We start from the raw sequence: 15,295 nt of genomic DNA on the forward strand, positions 1-15,295 counted from the left end.
GTTCCGATGATGATCGACGCAATCAAGGCTGCTAAGGAGTCTAAGTAATTTTTGACTGCGCGATAGCGGCGCATCCCGTCGTCAAACGGCTCGTTGCGTACTGTTGTACGCGGCCTCGCCGCTTTCCTCGGCCTGCTTGCTCTTGCTTGTCAAAATACTGCTTCGATTGAGCATCAATTCGAATAGAAAAAGCCTCTGTCCGATGGACAGAGGCTTTTTTGTGCCGCTTTAGGTTTCATTATCCGGAGAATACGGCGGATATTCGGGATAATGGTCGAAATAATATTCGACGTGATAAATACCATAGTAATCGTTTACGATTTTGCGGACTTCCTCGGCGTAGAGGTTTGTAGAAAGGCTGCCATAAGTACCGGTTAATATTTTGTACGGATTTTCTTCGTATCGAGTGACAAGATCGGTTGTTAGCTCTTGAAAACCGACAGAGGTTTTGTAGTTATGCGGCACAGCTGCACCTTTTGACGCCATAAATTCAGTGCGTTCGAGGTCTGACAGGTCAGACAGCCGGATTCCGGTCCGCATATATTCCGAAACCGGCGGCGTGTTTTTGACTGCAACGGTCATAATCACAATGGTGGCGAACAGCAGGACGAAAAGTGCTTTGATTCGTGGTTTCAGCATGGTATCACCGCCTTGTCTTGTATATGTTCATTATACTATAAAATCGGTCCGATTTGGAAGAATAGATTTCGATTGGTTGCGAATTACGGGTGCTTCCATTCTCCATTTTTCATTCTCAATTCTGTGCACAGACCCGAAAGACGCAAAACCCAAAGAGGTACGATTCTCACGAATCGTACCTCTTTCGCTATCCAGATAAGGATTATTCGTCCTTATTTTCAGTTTCTGCGGGAGCCTTTGCATCCTGATGCGTCAGCACCAGCTTATCATCGGCGGCATCGAGCGTTACGCTGTCGCCCTTCTTGATCTTGCCCTCAAGGGATTCCTCGGCAACAAGATCCTCGACCTCGTTGGTAACGGCACGGCGCAGCGGGCGGGCACCGTAAACCGGATCAAAACCAGCCTTGGCAAGGTGCTTCTTGGCGGCCTCGGTCCAATCCATGGTGATCTCCATATCCTGCATGCGGGCAGCAACCTTGCGCAGCATGCCGTCGGCAATCTGTGCAATTTCGTCCTCATTCAGACGGTTGAACACGATGATGTCATCAATACGGTTGAGGAATTCCGGACGAACCGCGGTCTTGAGTTCTGCCATAACGTCGGCCTTGATCTGCTCAAAGGTGCGCTCTGCGGCGTCCTCCGGCTTGCCGTCCGCGAAGCCGAGCGACTTGCGGCCGCTGCCGGTGATCTTCTGCGCACCGATGTTGGAGGTCATGATGATGATGGTATTCTTGAAGTCTACATGGCGGCCCTGACCGTCGGTCAGGATACCATCTTCAAGGATCTGCAGCAGGATGTTGAATACATCCGGGTGCGCCTTCTCGATCTCATCGAACAGGACAACCGAGTACGGATGACGGCGAACCTTCTCGGACAGCTGACCGCCCTCATCGTAGCCAACGTATCCCGGAGGCGAACCGATCATACGAGAAACGGCGTGCTTCTCCATATATTCGGACATATCAATGCGGATCATGGCGTTTTCATCACCGAACATCGCTTCGGCCAGCGCCTTGCTCAGCTCGGTCTTGCCAACACCGGTCGGGCCGAGGAACAGGAACGAACCGATCGGGCGCTTCGGGTCGCGCAGGCCGACACGGCTGCGGCGGATTGCTTTAGCAACGGCGGTTACAGCCTCGCTCTGACCGATGACACGCTGATGCAGCGTATCCTCGAGGTGCAGCAGGCGCTGACCCTCGTCCTCGGTCAGCTGAGCAACCGGAACACCGGTCCAGCCGGAGATAACGGCTGCAATGTCGTCCTCGGTGACAGCACCGTGCGACTTGGTCTGCTGGTCGGCCCACTCCTTCTTGCGAGCCTCCATCGCTTCGCGCTTGGACTTCTCCTCGTCACGCAGCTTGGCGGCGTTCTCAAAGTCCTGACCCTTGACGGCCTCTTCCTTCTTTGCGGCAACGGCGGCGATTTCGTCCTCGAGCTGCTTCAAATCCGGCGGAGTGGTCAGGCTGGACAGGCGAACGCGGGAGCAGGCCTCATCAATTACGTCGATTGCCTTATCCGGCAGATAACGACCGGTTACATAGCGGACAGACAGCTTGACAGCGGCTTCAATGGCCTCGTCCGGAATCTTGATGCGGTGATGTGCTTCGTACTTGTCGCGCAGACCCTTCAAAATCTCAACGGCATCCTCGGCGGACGGCTCGTTGATCTGAACAGGCTGGAAACGACGTTCCAGAGCGGCATCCTTCTCAATATTCTTGCGGTACTCGTCAAGCGTGGTTGCACCGATGACCTGTACCTCACCGCGGCTCAGTGCCGGCTTCAGGATATTCGCAGCGTCAGCCGCGCCCTCAGCCGCACCGGCGCCCATCAGCATGTGCATCTCATCAATGAACAGGATGGTGTCCTTCTTGGCGGTCAGCTCTTCGATGACCTTCTTGATGCGCTCCTCGAACTCGCCGCGGTACTTGGTGCCTGCGATCATGCCGGTCAGGTCGAGCGAGATCAGGCGCTTGCCCTTCAGGGTCTCCGGTACGTCGCCGGAAACAATCTTCTGAGCAAGACCCTCAACAACGGCGGTCTTGCCGACACCCGGATCACCGATCAGCGCCGGGTTGTTCTTGGTGCGGCGGGACAAAATCTGGATGACACGCTGAATCTCCTTGGAGCGGCCGATAACCGGGTCCAGCTTGCCCTCCTTGGCAGCGGCGGTCAGGTCGCGGCCGAACTGGCTGAGCGCGTCCTTGCTGTCAGCGCCGCCGTTTGCAGCAGTACCAGGCTCGCCAGAAACGCTGTCCTGTACGCCGCCGAGCGCCTCATTCAGCTTCTCGACAAGGATCTGCGGGGTGATACGCAGGTTGGCCAGTGCGGTCAGTGCCACATTCTGCCCTTCGCGCAGGATGCCGAGCAGCAGATGTTCGGTGCCGACATAGCCGGTGCCCATCTCATTCGCGGACTGTACAGACAGCTCCACAATGCGCTTGGTGCGCGGCGTCATGCCCTGCGGCGCGGTGGAATCCGGGGTGCCGCGGCCGGACAGTTCCTCGATCTGATGAACGAGAGCTTCGTCGGTCACGCCTGCGGCAGTGAGTGCCTTTGCGGCAGGGCCGCCGCCCTCACGCAGCAGGCCGAGCAGCAGGTGCTCCGAGCCAATGTAGCTGTGACCGAACGAAGCGGCCGCTTCCTGTGCAAGCGTCAGTGCCTGACGGGCACGCTCGGTAAAACGGTTTTGATAGAACATAAATAACACTCCTTTCAGAGTAGGAAAATAGTTTGATTTAGGGGTAAAACGTCCTCGCAGGGGCGCACAGTGTGCGTCCGGATTTCAGCATCGTGGTTGGAGTGGGCGCACACTGTGCGCCCCTGCGGGACAGGTGATTAGTTGAACTGAATACGCTTTGTCGCTTCACGCAGGATTTCCGCGCGCTTCTTATCGCGGTCCTGCGGTGCGCCGGTCAGCATTGCAGGACGGATGTGCTCCTCCAGTGCGTACAGCTTCTGCGCATCCATGCCGGACAGGAAGCCCATCTGCAGACCGATCAGCACATCGGAAATGCACTGTACGGCTTCATTCGTGTCAATCAGATATGCACTCCGCAACGTGCCTGCTGCGCGGTAAATACGGTCGCGCAGTGCGGGTTCGTTCTGGCTGCGTACCTGCTCACGCGCCTTTTTCTCGGCGTCGATGATAGTGGTCGCGGTCTCTACCAGCTTGTCGGTCAGCTCTGCGGCAGACGCACCGAGAGTAACCTGATTGGACACCTGATAGAATCCGCCGACCGCCTGCGAGCCTTCACCGTAGGTGCCGCGAACGGCACAGCCGCGGCTGCCCGCGTAGCCGATGATGCGGTCCATCTGCTCGGTTGCGGTCAGCATCGGCAGGTGCAGCATGATAGAGGCGCGGAGACCGGTGCCGATATTGGTCGGGCAGGCGGTCAGGTAGCCGAGGCGCTCGTCATACGCGAACGGCAGCGCCGCTTCGATGAGCGAAGCTACACGGTTTGCGGTTTCGAGACATTCCTTCGGGCAAAGGCCGGTGCCGATGACCTGCAAACGCAGGTGATCCTCTTCGCCGACCATGATGGACACGCCGCCGTCCTTGGAGACGATCAGCCAGCCGCCGTTCTGCGCCAGCTCAGGGGAGATGAGATGTTCCTCAACCAGTTGAGAGGCTTCGGTCGAACGAGGGATGATCTGCTTCTTGTCAAACTCCGGACCGATGGTCGGGTTTTCTTTCAGTGCAGCGAATATCTTGTCAGCAATTTCACTGTGCTGCTGTTCGGTCAGACGGAACGGATAGCCTTTAATATTTCGTGCCAGGCGTACGCGGCTGGACGCTGCCAGACCGGTAAAGCCGCCGTGAATCTCAAACATACTCATTTCTGTTCACCCTCCATTCTGCGGATCTCATCGCGCAGGCTTGCTGCGCGTTCGTAATCCTCGCTTTCAACTGCCGCCTTCAGCTGTGCCTTGAGGTCAGCCACCGGATCGGCCTTCGGCTGCTCGGGAGCCGCCGGAGCCGTGCCGATATGACGCGTTGCACCGTGGATCTTCTGCACATACGGATTCAGAATGTCCGCAAACGTGGAGTAGCAGTCCGGGCAGCCGACGCGGCCGGTACGGCGCAGTTCGCTTTCGGTCATGCCGCAGGTCGGGCACTTGCGCTCGGTGCCGAGCATGGTAGCGGTCGGAGCTACCTCGCCCAGCATGTCATTCCACAGGCTGCCAAAGCCGCCGCCGAGGAACGAATGGAACGGATCGCTCCAGAAGTGGTTCATCGACTGAAATGCGTTTTCAAACGCACCGCCGAGGTTTTCCTTCTGTGCACATTCCGGACACAGGTGCATCTCACGGGTGACACCGTTTACGGTTTCCTTATAATACATGGTAGCTTCATTCTTGCCGCATTTTTCGCATTTCATAAGTCAAAACTCCTCTCTGAGAGATTATATATAATGTAGTGTTTACGGAGAAAAGGGCATCACGTTGTTGCAATGCCCATGACTGCGCATCGGAAAATCGCAGAACGCAGTCTGTCGCGGTCGGTTTTATCAACCTCCGCCAGCGCACCGTCCGAGCAGGCGGACAGCAGCAGCTGACCTTCGCGCTGGGTAAGCAGCTCAGCGGAAACGAGAGCGCGTGTCAGACGCGCCGCGTCGTTCTGGCTTAGCCGTCCGCCGATACCGCGTGCCGCTTCGAGCAGCGTGCGCTGCTTGTCATCCAGCAGGCGGATGATGCGGATGAAACCGCCGCCGCCGCGCTGGCTCTCAACCAGATAACCATGCTCCGGTGTGAAGCGGGTCTCTATCACATAATTGATTTGACTCGGTACGCACGAAAACCGGTCAGCAAGGCTTTTGCGCTGCAGCTCAGCAACGCCGCCGCCGTCTGACAGCATCTCACCGATGAAGTCGGCGATCACATCGGACATTTTCATGGTGTTTCACTTCCTTCCGGGGAAGGCACTCACTCATCTGACCTTCCCTGATCATTGTCTATATTGTATATCCGGAGGCGTCCAAAATCAAGAGAAAAATTTGACCATTTCTGACTATTAAAGAGAGGTAGATAAGGCTAACCATGTGTTTTCTCGCTATATCGCTTTGAATCACGATTTTTCTCTGTTTTTCATAAACTGACCCAAATTGTGTACTATGATAAAAGTTACCAAAGACTAACCACTTGTTTTTGTTGCTTTTTTTAAATCTTGTGGTAAAATGATAATTGTAAAATACATTTGGAGGTGCAATACCAATGGCATATGTTATCGGTGGCGGCTGCATTATGTGCGGCTCTTGCGCTGGCGAGTGCCCGGTTGGCGCTATCGCTGAGGGCGACGGCAAGTACGAGATCAACGCTGACGCATGTGTAGATTGCGGTACCTGCGCAGGTTCCTGCCCGGTAGGCGCTATCTCTCAGGGCTAATTCCTGAACACATATAAAAGCGAAGTACAAAACCCTGTTCCGTTCGGAATGGGGTTTTTACTTTTGCCTAAAACAGCAGAGCGGTCGCGCATTCTTGGCACCGAATGGCTGGGGGACGCGAACTGTGTAAGCGTGTTCGTCCTTTTCCGGGCGGCACCTTTTTTTGCACCGGCTGAGCGGGGTATTTGAACCGCGTAGGCGGTTCACCCTAACGGGCGGAGAGTTTTTCGCTGAACCTCAGCAGGGAATTGCGCTCTGCGGAGCGCGGGAGAGTGCGGCGCCCGCCGCGGGGGCAAAAAGGAAGGACAACCTGCGGTTTTCCTTCCTCTTTGAACTCCTACCTTTCCCTTGTTTCCTAATCTGGCGCAGATTACCGACATGTGACCGCTCCGAAATGGGGGAACGGCAGTCGGGTTACCGTTGCGTGTCTTTCGCAACCTGTTCGCAGTTCACAAACAGCGTACTGCTACACATGTGGTTAAATCAACGCAGGCGCGACATAACAGTGTCGCGCAACACTTTGGCATGTTGTAACGCACGGCACCTGCGGATTAAGCATTCGGTACAATTTATCTTCGCAGGTGCCTTCCGGCACAACGCGCAAAAAAATTGCGCGGCACGGTTATGCCGCGCCTGCGTAGAGTAAACCACCTGTGTAGCAGTAATCTATCTGTGAACTGCGAATATTTCACGAAAGACACGCAACGGTAACCCGACTGCCGTTCCCCTCTTTCGGAGCGGTCGCCGGTCTCTGGTCTGCGCCAGACCCTCTAAGGGAAAGGGGAGATACACAAGAGGGTGGAAACCGCAGGTGTCTACCCTCTTGTGCGCCCGCGCGGCGTCAGCGCACATTTCGTTCGCTTCTCAAGCGGCGGCTATATTATAATAGGAATAGGCAAAGAAAAAACACTTGAAATTTCCGTGCAAATATAATAGAAAAGCTGAAATTTCAATGCCTTGCGGCATAGACGGGGCAGAAAAACAGTGTTCAAAACCAAGTTAGATGAGTTAGGCTTCCTGCTGGCGTATCCGCTGCGGATTTTCGTGGTCGGTCCGTTCTGCCGCGCCGTATTCCGCAGCCGCATGTGCGCGCGCACGCACGCGGCTGATGAGGAGGAACAGACGATTTCGGAAGGATTTGCTGAATAATGTCAGAAAATAGCGAAACTGGCAGACTGCACAGAGATTGGATGCGCTGTTTGGTAATTTCGTTTAAAATCACGGAGCAAAAATTGAAATCTTAGCTGGTTCTTTGCGTGAAAAAGAGTATAATATTCTATGCAAAAGGTTATCACATTAAGAAAGGGTGGGAACAATGTCATATGACTTTCTGTTGACGATTGCGATCATCATGTTGTTCACAAAGGTATTCGGCCTTACTTCGGAGCGCGTGCATATGCCGCAGGTTGTCGGTGCACTGATTGCCGGTGTGCTGGTTGGCCCGAGCTGCCTCGGCTGGGTAGGCGAGACCGATTTTCTGGTAAAGGCCGCTGAGATCGGTGTAATCATCCTGATGTTTAACGCAGGTATGGATACTGATCTGGACGAGCTGAAAACCACCGGTTTTGCGTCCTTCATTATCGCACTGATCGGTGTTATCGTGCCGCTGATCGGTGGTGTTGCATGCTATCTGGCGTTCGACAATGATCCGACCGACCCGATGAACATGCTGAAGGCTGCTTTCATTGGTGTCGTTCTGACCGCTACCTCGGTTTCGATCACCGTCGAGACCCTGCGTGAGATGGGCAAGCTGAAAAGTAAAGTCGGTACAGCAATCCTCGGCGCGGCTGTAATCGACGATATCCTCGGTATCGTGGTGCTGACCATTCTGACCGCACTGACTGACCCGTCGGTAAAGCCGATTCTGGTACTCGGCCGCATCGTTGCGTTCTTCGGTTTCGTACTGGTTGTTGGTCTCGTTATGTACCGCGTATTCCTCAAGATGGAGGAGAAGTGGCATCGTCATCGCCGTATCGCGATCTATGCGGTTGCATTCGCATTCCTGATGAGTTACGTTGCGGAGCGTTACTTCGGTATTGCAGATATTACCGGTGCATACTTCGCAGGCATCGTAATGTGCCGTCTGTCCTCCGCGCGTGACTATGTTGCAAGCAAGACCAACGTGCTCGGCTACATGCTGTTCTCTCCGCTGTTCTTCGCTTCCATCGGTATTAAGACCAACCTGGAAGGTCTGACCAGCACCATGGCGATCTTCGCAGTGGTACTGACCATCGTTGCAATCCTGACCAAGATCATCGGCTGTGGTCTCGGTGCCCGCGTCATGGGCTTCCAGACCTATGATGCATTCTCCATCGGTCTGGGCATGGTATCCCGCGGTGAGGTTGCGCTGATCGTAGCACAGAAGGGTGAGCAGGCCGGTCTGATCGACCCGCACATGTTCCCGCCGATCGTACTGGTCGTTATCGTTACTACGCTGGTAACGCCGATTCTGCTCAAGCTCGGCATGAGCAAGCAGACCCCGGCAAACACGGAGTTCAATGCACAGGAAAAGGTGCAGATGCCCAAGGTAAGCCAGCACTGATTGCTGTCGCGGAACCATGGTTCCGCCGGCAAGCAGGAACGGACCGCAGGCTGTTCCAAAGTTGTCCGAAAGTTCCCGTACGGAAATTTTCTCCCTCTCAAAGTCAAAAATCCTGCGCTATCCTTGCGCGGCTTCTCGGCCGCGCTGCGCCGGTACATGCTCCCGGATTTTTGGAATTTGCACGGCAAATTCTATTGAACACGCGCAATGCGCGAAACAACCGTCTGTTTTGAACAGGCGGTTGTTTTTATATGCAAATATCAATTATTCGCTGTATTGAAGCCTTGCGGCAAGTATGCTATAATAGTAGCGTTTAATACTATCTCTTAATGGAGGAAACAACATGAAAGCAACGAAGCTTCTGCCGATTCTGTCGGTCGTGCTGTGCGTTCCGGGGATTGCGCTGCGCGCGCTGCACCTGCTGAACGGTTTTGACGTAAGCACCGGCTTGCCGACGGCAGGCGATAGATGGATCTGGTTCGTGATCGCGCTGTTCGCTATCAGTGCAATCGTATATGCTGTGCTGGCGCTGCCGCTTAAGACGCGCAATAAGGTACCGTTTGAGCAGCTGCTCGGCACGAAAGAGGTGCTGTTCCGCATGGCGGCTGTCGTTGCGGGACTGATTGTAGCGGCGGGCAGTCTGGGTTACCTGTATCTGACCATCACCACGGCAGAGCAGGACGCGGCTGCATGGGCACGCGTTCTGGAGATCGTCTACGCGATCATGGGCGTGCTGACCGGCGGCTGCATGATCGGTCTGGCCAAGGCACAGGGCGTACAGATGACGGAAAAGAGCGCCGCAATGACGCTCGTACCGCTGTTCTGGAGCTGCCTGCATCTGCTGGTCAACTACCGCATGACCTGCACCGATCCGAAGCTGGCGTCGTTCGGCTTTGGTCTGGTTGCCGATGTGATGATTGTGCTGGCGTTTTATGAGTTGGCGCGTCTGCTGTTTGGCAAGCCGGCTCCGGCTATGCTGGCGTTCTTTACCGCAGTGGCGGTCACCATGTCGGTGTCGGATATCGGCGGCTACGGTCTGGCTATGCTGATGGGCATCCCGTCCATGTGGTCGATCAAAATGGTGCTGCGCGGCATTCTGGGTGCAGCAGCGTGCGTTATGCTGGCCGCTGAGCTGTTCTGCCTGTGCCGCTCGGACGCAGCGCAGACGGCAGATGAGAATTAACAGAGGAGGACAACGAAATGCTGTTTGTATGCTATCCCAAGTGCTCGACCTGCCAGAAGGCGAAGGCGTGGCTGCAGGAGCGCGGCGTGGCGTTTGACGAGCGTGATATCAAGCAGGACAATCCGACCGAGCAGGAGCTGCGTGCGTGGCACGAAAAGAGCGGTCTGCCGCTTAAGCGGTTCTTTAATACGAGCGGCCTGCAGTATAAGGCGCTGGGGCTCAAGGACAAGTTGCCGGCCATGACCGAGGACGAGCAGTATGCGCTGCTCGCGACCGACGGCATGCTGGTCAAGCGCCCGCTGCTCATTGGAGAGGACTTTGCTCTTCCGGGTTTTAAGGTAAAAGAGTGGGAAGAGCGGCTGTAACAGCCGTTCTTCTTGTAAAAAAGCTGTTGACAAGCAGGAGAAATTCCTGTATAATAAATCTTGCTTATCGGGCAAGATACGGAACGGTATCGAAGTGGTCATAACGAGGCGGTCTTGAAAACCGTTTGTCCGAAAGGGCGCGTGGGTTCGAATCCCACCCGTTCCGCCAATCACGAGATTGCGCGCGGAGGGTTCGATCGAGAATAACTCCGCGCACAACTCAATACCTTGACATGGAGACATACCCAAGCTGGTGAAGGGGCTCCCCTGCTAAGGGAGTAGGTCGAGAAATCGGCGCGAGAGTTCAAATCTCTCTGTCTCCGCCATGAAAGCTGCACTTTTTGTTATGGAAAGTGCAGCTTTTCTGCATTTATAGATAGAAAACGATAACTTTTAGAACGACTTAATTTTTCTTGACAGCAATCGTGACAGCAACGGGCTAATTTACGGCTCCCAGACTGGAGATCAGCTCCTCCATACGGGCGGCACTGCTGCGCTGCATTTGGTCACTGACATGAGCGTAGGTTTTCAGCGTAAACGAAGCCGTGCTGTGGCCTAAATTCGTCTGTACGGTCTTAATATCATCGCCGTTTTCCAGCGAAATCGTAGCGAATGAGTGGCGCAGAGAATGAAACGTATAATCCCCCATACCGCAGGAACGCAGCAGACGCTTGAGGTGCTTGTATACGGTCTGGTGGTTGAGTGCGCGGCCAAATTCATTGGTGAAAACCAGATCAAACGGATTGTTCCACAGCGGTCCGGCGGCTAAACGCTGACGTTGCTGCTTGGTGCGCTGCTTCTGAAGCGTAAGCATAGCCGTTTCCGCCAGAATAATACGCCGCTGCTTGTTCTCTTTCGGGTCAATGAGCGTATAACTGTAATCACCTTTCTTGCATTTCTGCTGGAGCTGCTTGCGTACAACAAGGCTGTTCCGGTCCCAGTCAATGTCAGCCCAGCGCAAGCCGAGAATTTCGGACTGGCGCATACCGGAGAAAATATCGAGGAAGAACAGATAATAGAATTCGTCCTTGCGGATCAGATCGAGAAACTGATTCAGCTCGGCAGAGGTGATCGCTTTGGCGCGGGTTTGCGTTACACGCGGCAGAGAGCAGAAGTCAGCAACATTGCGCTGTAAGATCTCATCGCGCTGTGCGGCGGTCAACAGGGCGTGCAGCGTGCCGAATACGGTGTGTACAGTCTTGGGGGCAAGTCCTTTACCGCCTACGCCTAAAGACAAAGCAAAGCGCTGTACCTCGCGGTGGGTGAGGTCGGTCAAACGGCGAGTACCCAGTGCGGGAAGAATATGCAGCCGAAGATTTTTCTCGTAACTGCGCTGTGTGGAATCGGTCAGCGTGGCAACATGAGTTGCCATGTATTCTGCGGCATATTCGGCTACCGTGATTTTACGCGGTTCCTGAAAGGTGCCGTTGTCAATACTGGAGGTTGCAGCACGCAGTTTCTCTGCGACCTCTTTCTGCGTTTTGCCGTAAATGGTATGACGACGCAGCTTGCCGGTTTTCGGATCATAGTCGGACACATACTGACCCTGCCAACGGCCGTCTTTCCGCTTGGTAATAGAGCCGCTTCCGGCTTCACGCTTTTTATTTTTTCGTGCCATAAGTAAAAGAATACTCCTTTCCGGCACATACAGTTCGATTGTATGTAAATAGTATAGCATAGGTATGCAAGTTTTGCACAAGCTGGGGATAAATGCTGTGCGTGAGATAAGCAGAGGGTAAGGTTTTAGACCTTGCCCTCTGCTGCATATTCAGGCGCTTTTCTTGGCGGCATCCTCTGTGAGCCATTGCATCAGCGCATCGTGCGTTACAAGCAGGCGGCGGCCTATTTTGAGTGTTGGGAAATCCTCGCGGTGAAAGAGCGCATAGGCAGCGCTACGGCTTATGCCGAGCAGTTCAGCCAGATCACGGGCGGATAAGGTGATACATTTTACTTGTGCTGTCATAGAATCAGACCTCCGTATTGCCTAAGTACTGCTGCATGAGCGACCGGACCGTGATAATACGGCCAAGCGGCAGTTCGAGTGGAATAGGAAGACCGGGTGCAATCTCTCTGAGGTGGTTCAGCGCATCGTGCTGTGCGTCTAAGTAAGAGCAATGTGAGATTTGACGTTTAGGAGAGCAGATGTACTTCTGGAAACATTCGTTTGCCTGATCCCAGTTGTAGGCGATCATAACGGCATTGCTGCCCTTGAGAACATAGTAGCGGCCATTTTTGCTTTTGTAGTTATTTTTATGCTTACTCATAATTTATTTCTCCTTATTGGTTCGATAGTTTAATTCCAATGTACCCATTGTAGGTCTTGTCACCGATCCGTATTTTTTTCGGCTCGACTTTATTCGCAAGCTGGCTGCGCAGTATGCGCGAAAAGCGTGTCCGATCGGTTATGATCGGCAAGTCGTGTCCCACGCAATAGGCGGTGCAGGCTTCGTGCAGGTCTTGCGTAGAGGTAAAGCTGTTATCGTCGGTCAGGATACAGCAATCATTCAAAAATGCAGCGATATTCTGGTTTTCGGACATAGGCGATGCATAGGACTGGGATAACAGTTGATCGACGAGGGCCTGTCCTGCAAAGATGTACTTGTCCGCAAGCAGACGGTGATATGCGTGGATTGCGCGGAGAAAGATGCCGTCCCGCTCGGCGAGGATTTTCTGCGTGAGTAGATGATCCTGCTGTTCCGTAGGGATAGAGAACCGAAAAGGTATCACCACCATGCGGGATAACAGCGCCGTATCTTCTTCGGCCATCCGAATCGGAAAGTTCGATGCGAACACGAGATTGATCGCTGGTGCCATGGTTGCAAGCGGCTTATACTTTTCCTCCACTGTCATAAGATCGCGTCCTGTGATCTGTTTAAGCGTTGCAACGGCCTGTGCCGAGAGCGTACGATTAGGAAGATCACCGCAGATATTGAGCTTCTTTTCAATCAGGGCTGCACCGGAAAAACGATCGCCAAGACGGTAAAGATCAAGTGTGCTCACAGCTTCGGGATTGAACATAGAGCGCAGCAGCTCAAGCAGCACGCTTTTGCCGCTGTTGCTGACACCTTGCAGCAGGAAGAATACCTTACCATCGGTATCACAGGCAAAAATATAGCCGAGCATTTGCCAGATACGCATTTGCAGAGCGTAATCATTTCCGGTGATAAAACCTATGAAATTGTCAAAGTGCGGCGTACCATGGCACAGAGTAGGCAGCGATACATTCAGACAATGCGTGAAAAAGTAGGCAGGAGTATGCGGCGATATGGTGTTCGTTGTCATATCATAGATACCGTTCTGGATGCAGAGCAGCGAATGGTTGCCTGGTGGTTCAGCAAGCAGCTTGGAATTGCTGAGCAGGAAGACTTCGATGTCCTCGAAAACCCGCTTGCTGCTGTGTTTTTCGATGTCATCAGCACAGAGCGCGCGCATTAGGCGGCGTAGCTCACCAATCTGCAATAGGTGATACCAGCCGTTCGCATACCAGTAAATGTGCTCTTGGTAGATGCGGATTTTTCCAGTTGCGGCAATGTGGTTGGCGATAGTCGCGGCATTGGCCGCTTTGGGACGCTCTATTACGGGTGGACAAACGGCTGTTTCCGTTGGCGCAGGCTGATTCTGTGGAATCGAAACTGCTGCCTGCTGTGCAGGTGCACAGGAAACTGGTGCCAGAGCGGGAACGGATATAGCCTTTTCAGGATTGTTCGTATTGTTGGCACACCCCTGTTGTGATATAGTAATATCAGAGGAATTGGAACAAAATGCAGACAGGACATTGTTCATCACATCTTCTGGCGATGCTGTCGGTGAATCAGTGGGTACTGCTTCATGGTTTTCGAAGTTGATCGCATCAAAGAGGATGGGAATAGCGTATCCGTTTTTGTCCAGTGGGTAATTGTTTGATGTCGTAGGAATACCTCCTTGTTTTTGTACTTGTGAGGCCTCGATGACATAATACACTAAGTAGTAAGAAATACAAAATCTACGAAATCAGCAACAATTAGAGGTGTTTGTGAAAAGAGAACATTGAGGGTTAGCACGGAATTAGCTATCAAAAGAAGATTTAGTTGTAATGAAATTTGCAGACCATAAAATAAGAGAATAGAAATTCATATAAGTTTATGGATAAAAACGAAAAAATCATTAACAGGAAGGAGAAAAATAGTATGTCTAATGAAAATAAAGTGCAAATAGAATGGGTACAGTGTTGTATAGCGCACAAGCCGCGCAACATAGCAAGACAAACACCTATACGATGGGAAGTTGATCCGGTGCTCTTTGGCAAGCGGTATCATGAGGAGCGAACAAAACGTCGCCTTTCACATGAGCAGGTGAGAAAAAAGGTTATGGATATGATAGGTGAAGATATATCGGTGTCCTATTTGCAGGAAATTGAGCAGGGAAAATGCAACAGTAGGGAATGGTGCCATTATCTTGCAAAGATTTTTGATGTATGTCCGGAATATTTTGCAGGTGTGGAAGATTTTCGTTGGATTACAAGAGAGAAGGCTCATAATAGCGTTTACCCTGAGAAACAGACAGAAGAAAAGCTGATAAAGGCTATTTCGTTTGAAGATGAATTGCGGCCATCGTTGCAAGCGCAGGAAAAGTTTGTTGAGAATTTTGTTGAAGAACAAAATGAAATGACATGGCAAAAGTCAAAAGGTCAGCAATCAGAATCTATATATGCAGACGTTTTTTATCGTTTAGCATATGCAACTCCTGAAGAACAGAAAAATTTTATGGATCTCTGGGAATTACAAAAGCAATATGTGAAAAACAGAGAGAAGGATCAACGTAAAGAAGATGAATTGCGAAAAAGTTTGACAAAGAAATATACATTGCATAAGGAAAATCCTGAAATTGAAAAGCGTATAGGATATGCTTTTTATAAGTTAGCAAAAGAAAATGAAGGATTGTTTAAGGTTCTGTATGAAGTGGCATCAGATTCCAATAGCAGAGCGCAGTTTCAAACGATTATGATGAGAAATTATCAATACAAGGAGTGGAGCGATTAACTGTTAAAAGAAATGGTCTGTTCCGCGTTCTGCGTTCCGCATAGATACTTTTTCCACAGTGTATATTAAGAATAATAGTAATAATAAGTATAAGTGTAAAAAGTATACCGTCAGAACGCGGAACGCGGAACACAGAAGATTTCCCCCATTTATGTGTGCATAAATG

Annotated in this window: 15 protein-coding genes and 2 tRNA genes; 8 read left to right on the forward strand and 9 right to left on the reverse strand. The window is 52.4% G+C overall.

From position 1 onward, the window contains the following. Positions 1-228 precede the first annotated feature (228 nt). The 5 genes from PGY33_RS05255 to PGY33_RS05275 form a co-directional block, all read right to left on the reverse strand. Positions 229-639, reverse strand: a complete 411-nt coding sequence (locus tag PGY33_RS05255) for a hypothetical protein (protein ID WP_118481154.1) — start codon at positions 637-639, stop codon at positions 229-231. A 202-nt stretch (positions 640-841) separates the two neighbouring features. Next, positions 842-3,337 carry an ATP-dependent Clp protease ATP-binding subunit gene (locus tag PGY33_RS05260; protein ID WP_118481153.1) on the reverse strand — a complete coding sequence of 832 codons (2,496 nt, stop codon included), beginning with the start codon at positions 3,335-3,337 and terminating at the stop codon, positions 842-844. 137 nt (positions 3,338-3,474) lie between these two features. Continuing rightward, a complete protein-coding gene (locus PGY33_RS05265) occupies positions 3,475-4,476 on the reverse strand; it encodes an ATP--guanido phosphotransferase (protein ID WP_118481152.1) in 1,002 nt (333 codons plus the stop codon). Then, positions 4,473-5,018: a UvrB/UvrC motif-containing protein gene (locus PGY33_RS05270; protein ID WP_118481151.1), complete on the reverse strand. Its 546-nt coding sequence runs from the start codon at positions 5,016-5,018 to the stop codon at positions 4,473-4,475. The genes PGY33_RS05265 and PGY33_RS05270 overlap by 4 nt, the downstream gene beginning before the upstream one ends. A 59-nt stretch (positions 5,019-5,077) precedes the next feature. Continuing rightward, positions 5,078-5,533: a CtsR family transcriptional regulator gene (locus PGY33_RS05275; protein WP_118481150.1), complete on the reverse strand. Its 456-nt coding sequence runs from the start codon at positions 5,531-5,533 to the stop codon at positions 5,078-5,080. Positions 5,534-5,850: 317 nt separating this feature from the next. Between PGY33_RS05275 and PGY33_RS05280 the strand changes: the two genes are divergently transcribed. From PGY33_RS05280 to PGY33_RS05310, 7 genes are all read left to right on the forward strand, one after another. Then, positions 5,851-6,021 carry a DUF362 domain-containing protein gene (locus PGY33_RS05280; RefSeq protein WP_110435960.1) on the forward strand — a complete coding sequence of 57 codons (171 nt, stop codon included), beginning with the start codon at positions 5,851-5,853 and terminating at the stop codon, positions 6,019-6,021. 984 nt (positions 6,022-7,005) lie between these two features. Next, a complete protein-coding gene (locus PGY33_RS05285) occupies positions 7,006-7,170 on the forward strand; it encodes a hypothetical protein (protein ID WP_158575246.1) in 165 nt (54 codons plus the stop codon). Positions 7,171-7,336: 166 nt separating this feature from the next. Further along, entirely contained in the window at positions 7,337-8,563 is a 1,227-nt protein-coding gene (locus PGY33_RS05290; RefSeq protein WP_118481149.1) for a cation:proton antiporter, read from the forward strand. A 343-nt stretch (positions 8,564-8,906) separates the two neighbouring features. Continuing rightward, positions 8,907-9,746 carry a hypothetical protein gene (locus PGY33_RS05295; protein ID WP_118481147.1) on the forward strand — a complete coding sequence of 280 codons (840 nt, stop codon included), beginning with the start codon at positions 8,907-8,909 and terminating at the stop codon, positions 9,744-9,746. Positions 9,747-9,763: 17 nt separating this feature from the next. After that, a complete protein-coding gene (locus PGY33_RS05300) occupies positions 9,764-10,111 on the forward strand; it encodes an arsenate reductase family protein (protein ID WP_117492355.1) in 348 nt (115 codons plus the stop codon). An 80-nt stretch (positions 10,112-10,191) separates the two neighbouring features. Then, positions 10,192-10,280: transfer RNA gene (locus PGY33_RS05305), tRNA-Ser, on the forward strand. Between the two features lie 66 nt (positions 10,281-10,346). Further along, positions 10,347-10,437 (forward strand) — tRNA-Ser (locus PGY33_RS05310). Positions 10,438-10,550: 113 nt separating this feature from the next. Here the strand turns inward: PGY33_RS05310 and PGY33_RS05315 are convergent. The 4 genes from PGY33_RS05315 to PGY33_RS05330 all read right to left on the reverse strand — a co-directional run bounded on the left by PGY33_RS05315 (position 10,551) and on the right by PGY33_RS05330 (position 13,894). Beyond that, complete coding sequence (locus PGY33_RS05315) at positions 10,551-11,729, reverse strand: tyrosine-type recombinase/integrase (protein WP_158575244.1); 1,179 nt, start codon at positions 11,727-11,729, stop codon at positions 10,551-10,553. A gap of 150 nt (positions 11,730-11,879) precedes the next feature. Then, complete coding sequence (locus PGY33_RS05320) at positions 11,880-12,074, reverse strand: helix-turn-helix domain-containing protein (protein ID WP_118481145.1); 195 nt, start codon at positions 12,072-12,074, stop codon at positions 11,880-11,882. A gap of 4 nt (positions 12,075-12,078) precedes the next feature. Further along, a complete protein-coding gene (locus tag PGY33_RS05325; protein WP_118481144.1) occupies positions 12,079-12,375 on the reverse strand; it encodes a hypothetical protein in 297 nt (98 codons plus the stop codon). 13 nt (positions 12,376-12,388) lie between these two features. Next, on the reverse strand, positions 12,389-13,894 hold the full coding sequence (locus PGY33_RS05330) for a DNA primase family protein (RefSeq protein ID WP_118481143.1): 1,506 nt from the start codon (positions 13,892-13,894) through the stop codon (positions 12,389-12,391). 383 nt (positions 13,895-14,277) lie between these two features. On the opposite strand from PGY33_RS05330, the gene PGY33_RS05335 reads away from it, so the two are divergent. Next, the gene (locus PGY33_RS05335; RefSeq protein ID WP_118481142.1) at positions 14,278-15,129 is read left to right on the forward strand and encodes a helix-turn-helix domain-containing protein; all 852 of its coding nucleotides are present in this window, start codon (positions 14,278-14,280) and stop codon (positions 15,127-15,129) included. Positions 15,130-15,295: the final 166 nt, after the last annotated feature.

It is taken from the genome of Butyricicoccus sp. AF18-9LB (genome assembly GCF_027684505.1).
GTDB classification, from domain to species: domain Bacteria; phylum Bacillota; class Clostridia; order Oscillospirales; family Butyricicoccaceae; genus Agathobaculum; species Agathobaculum butyriciproducens.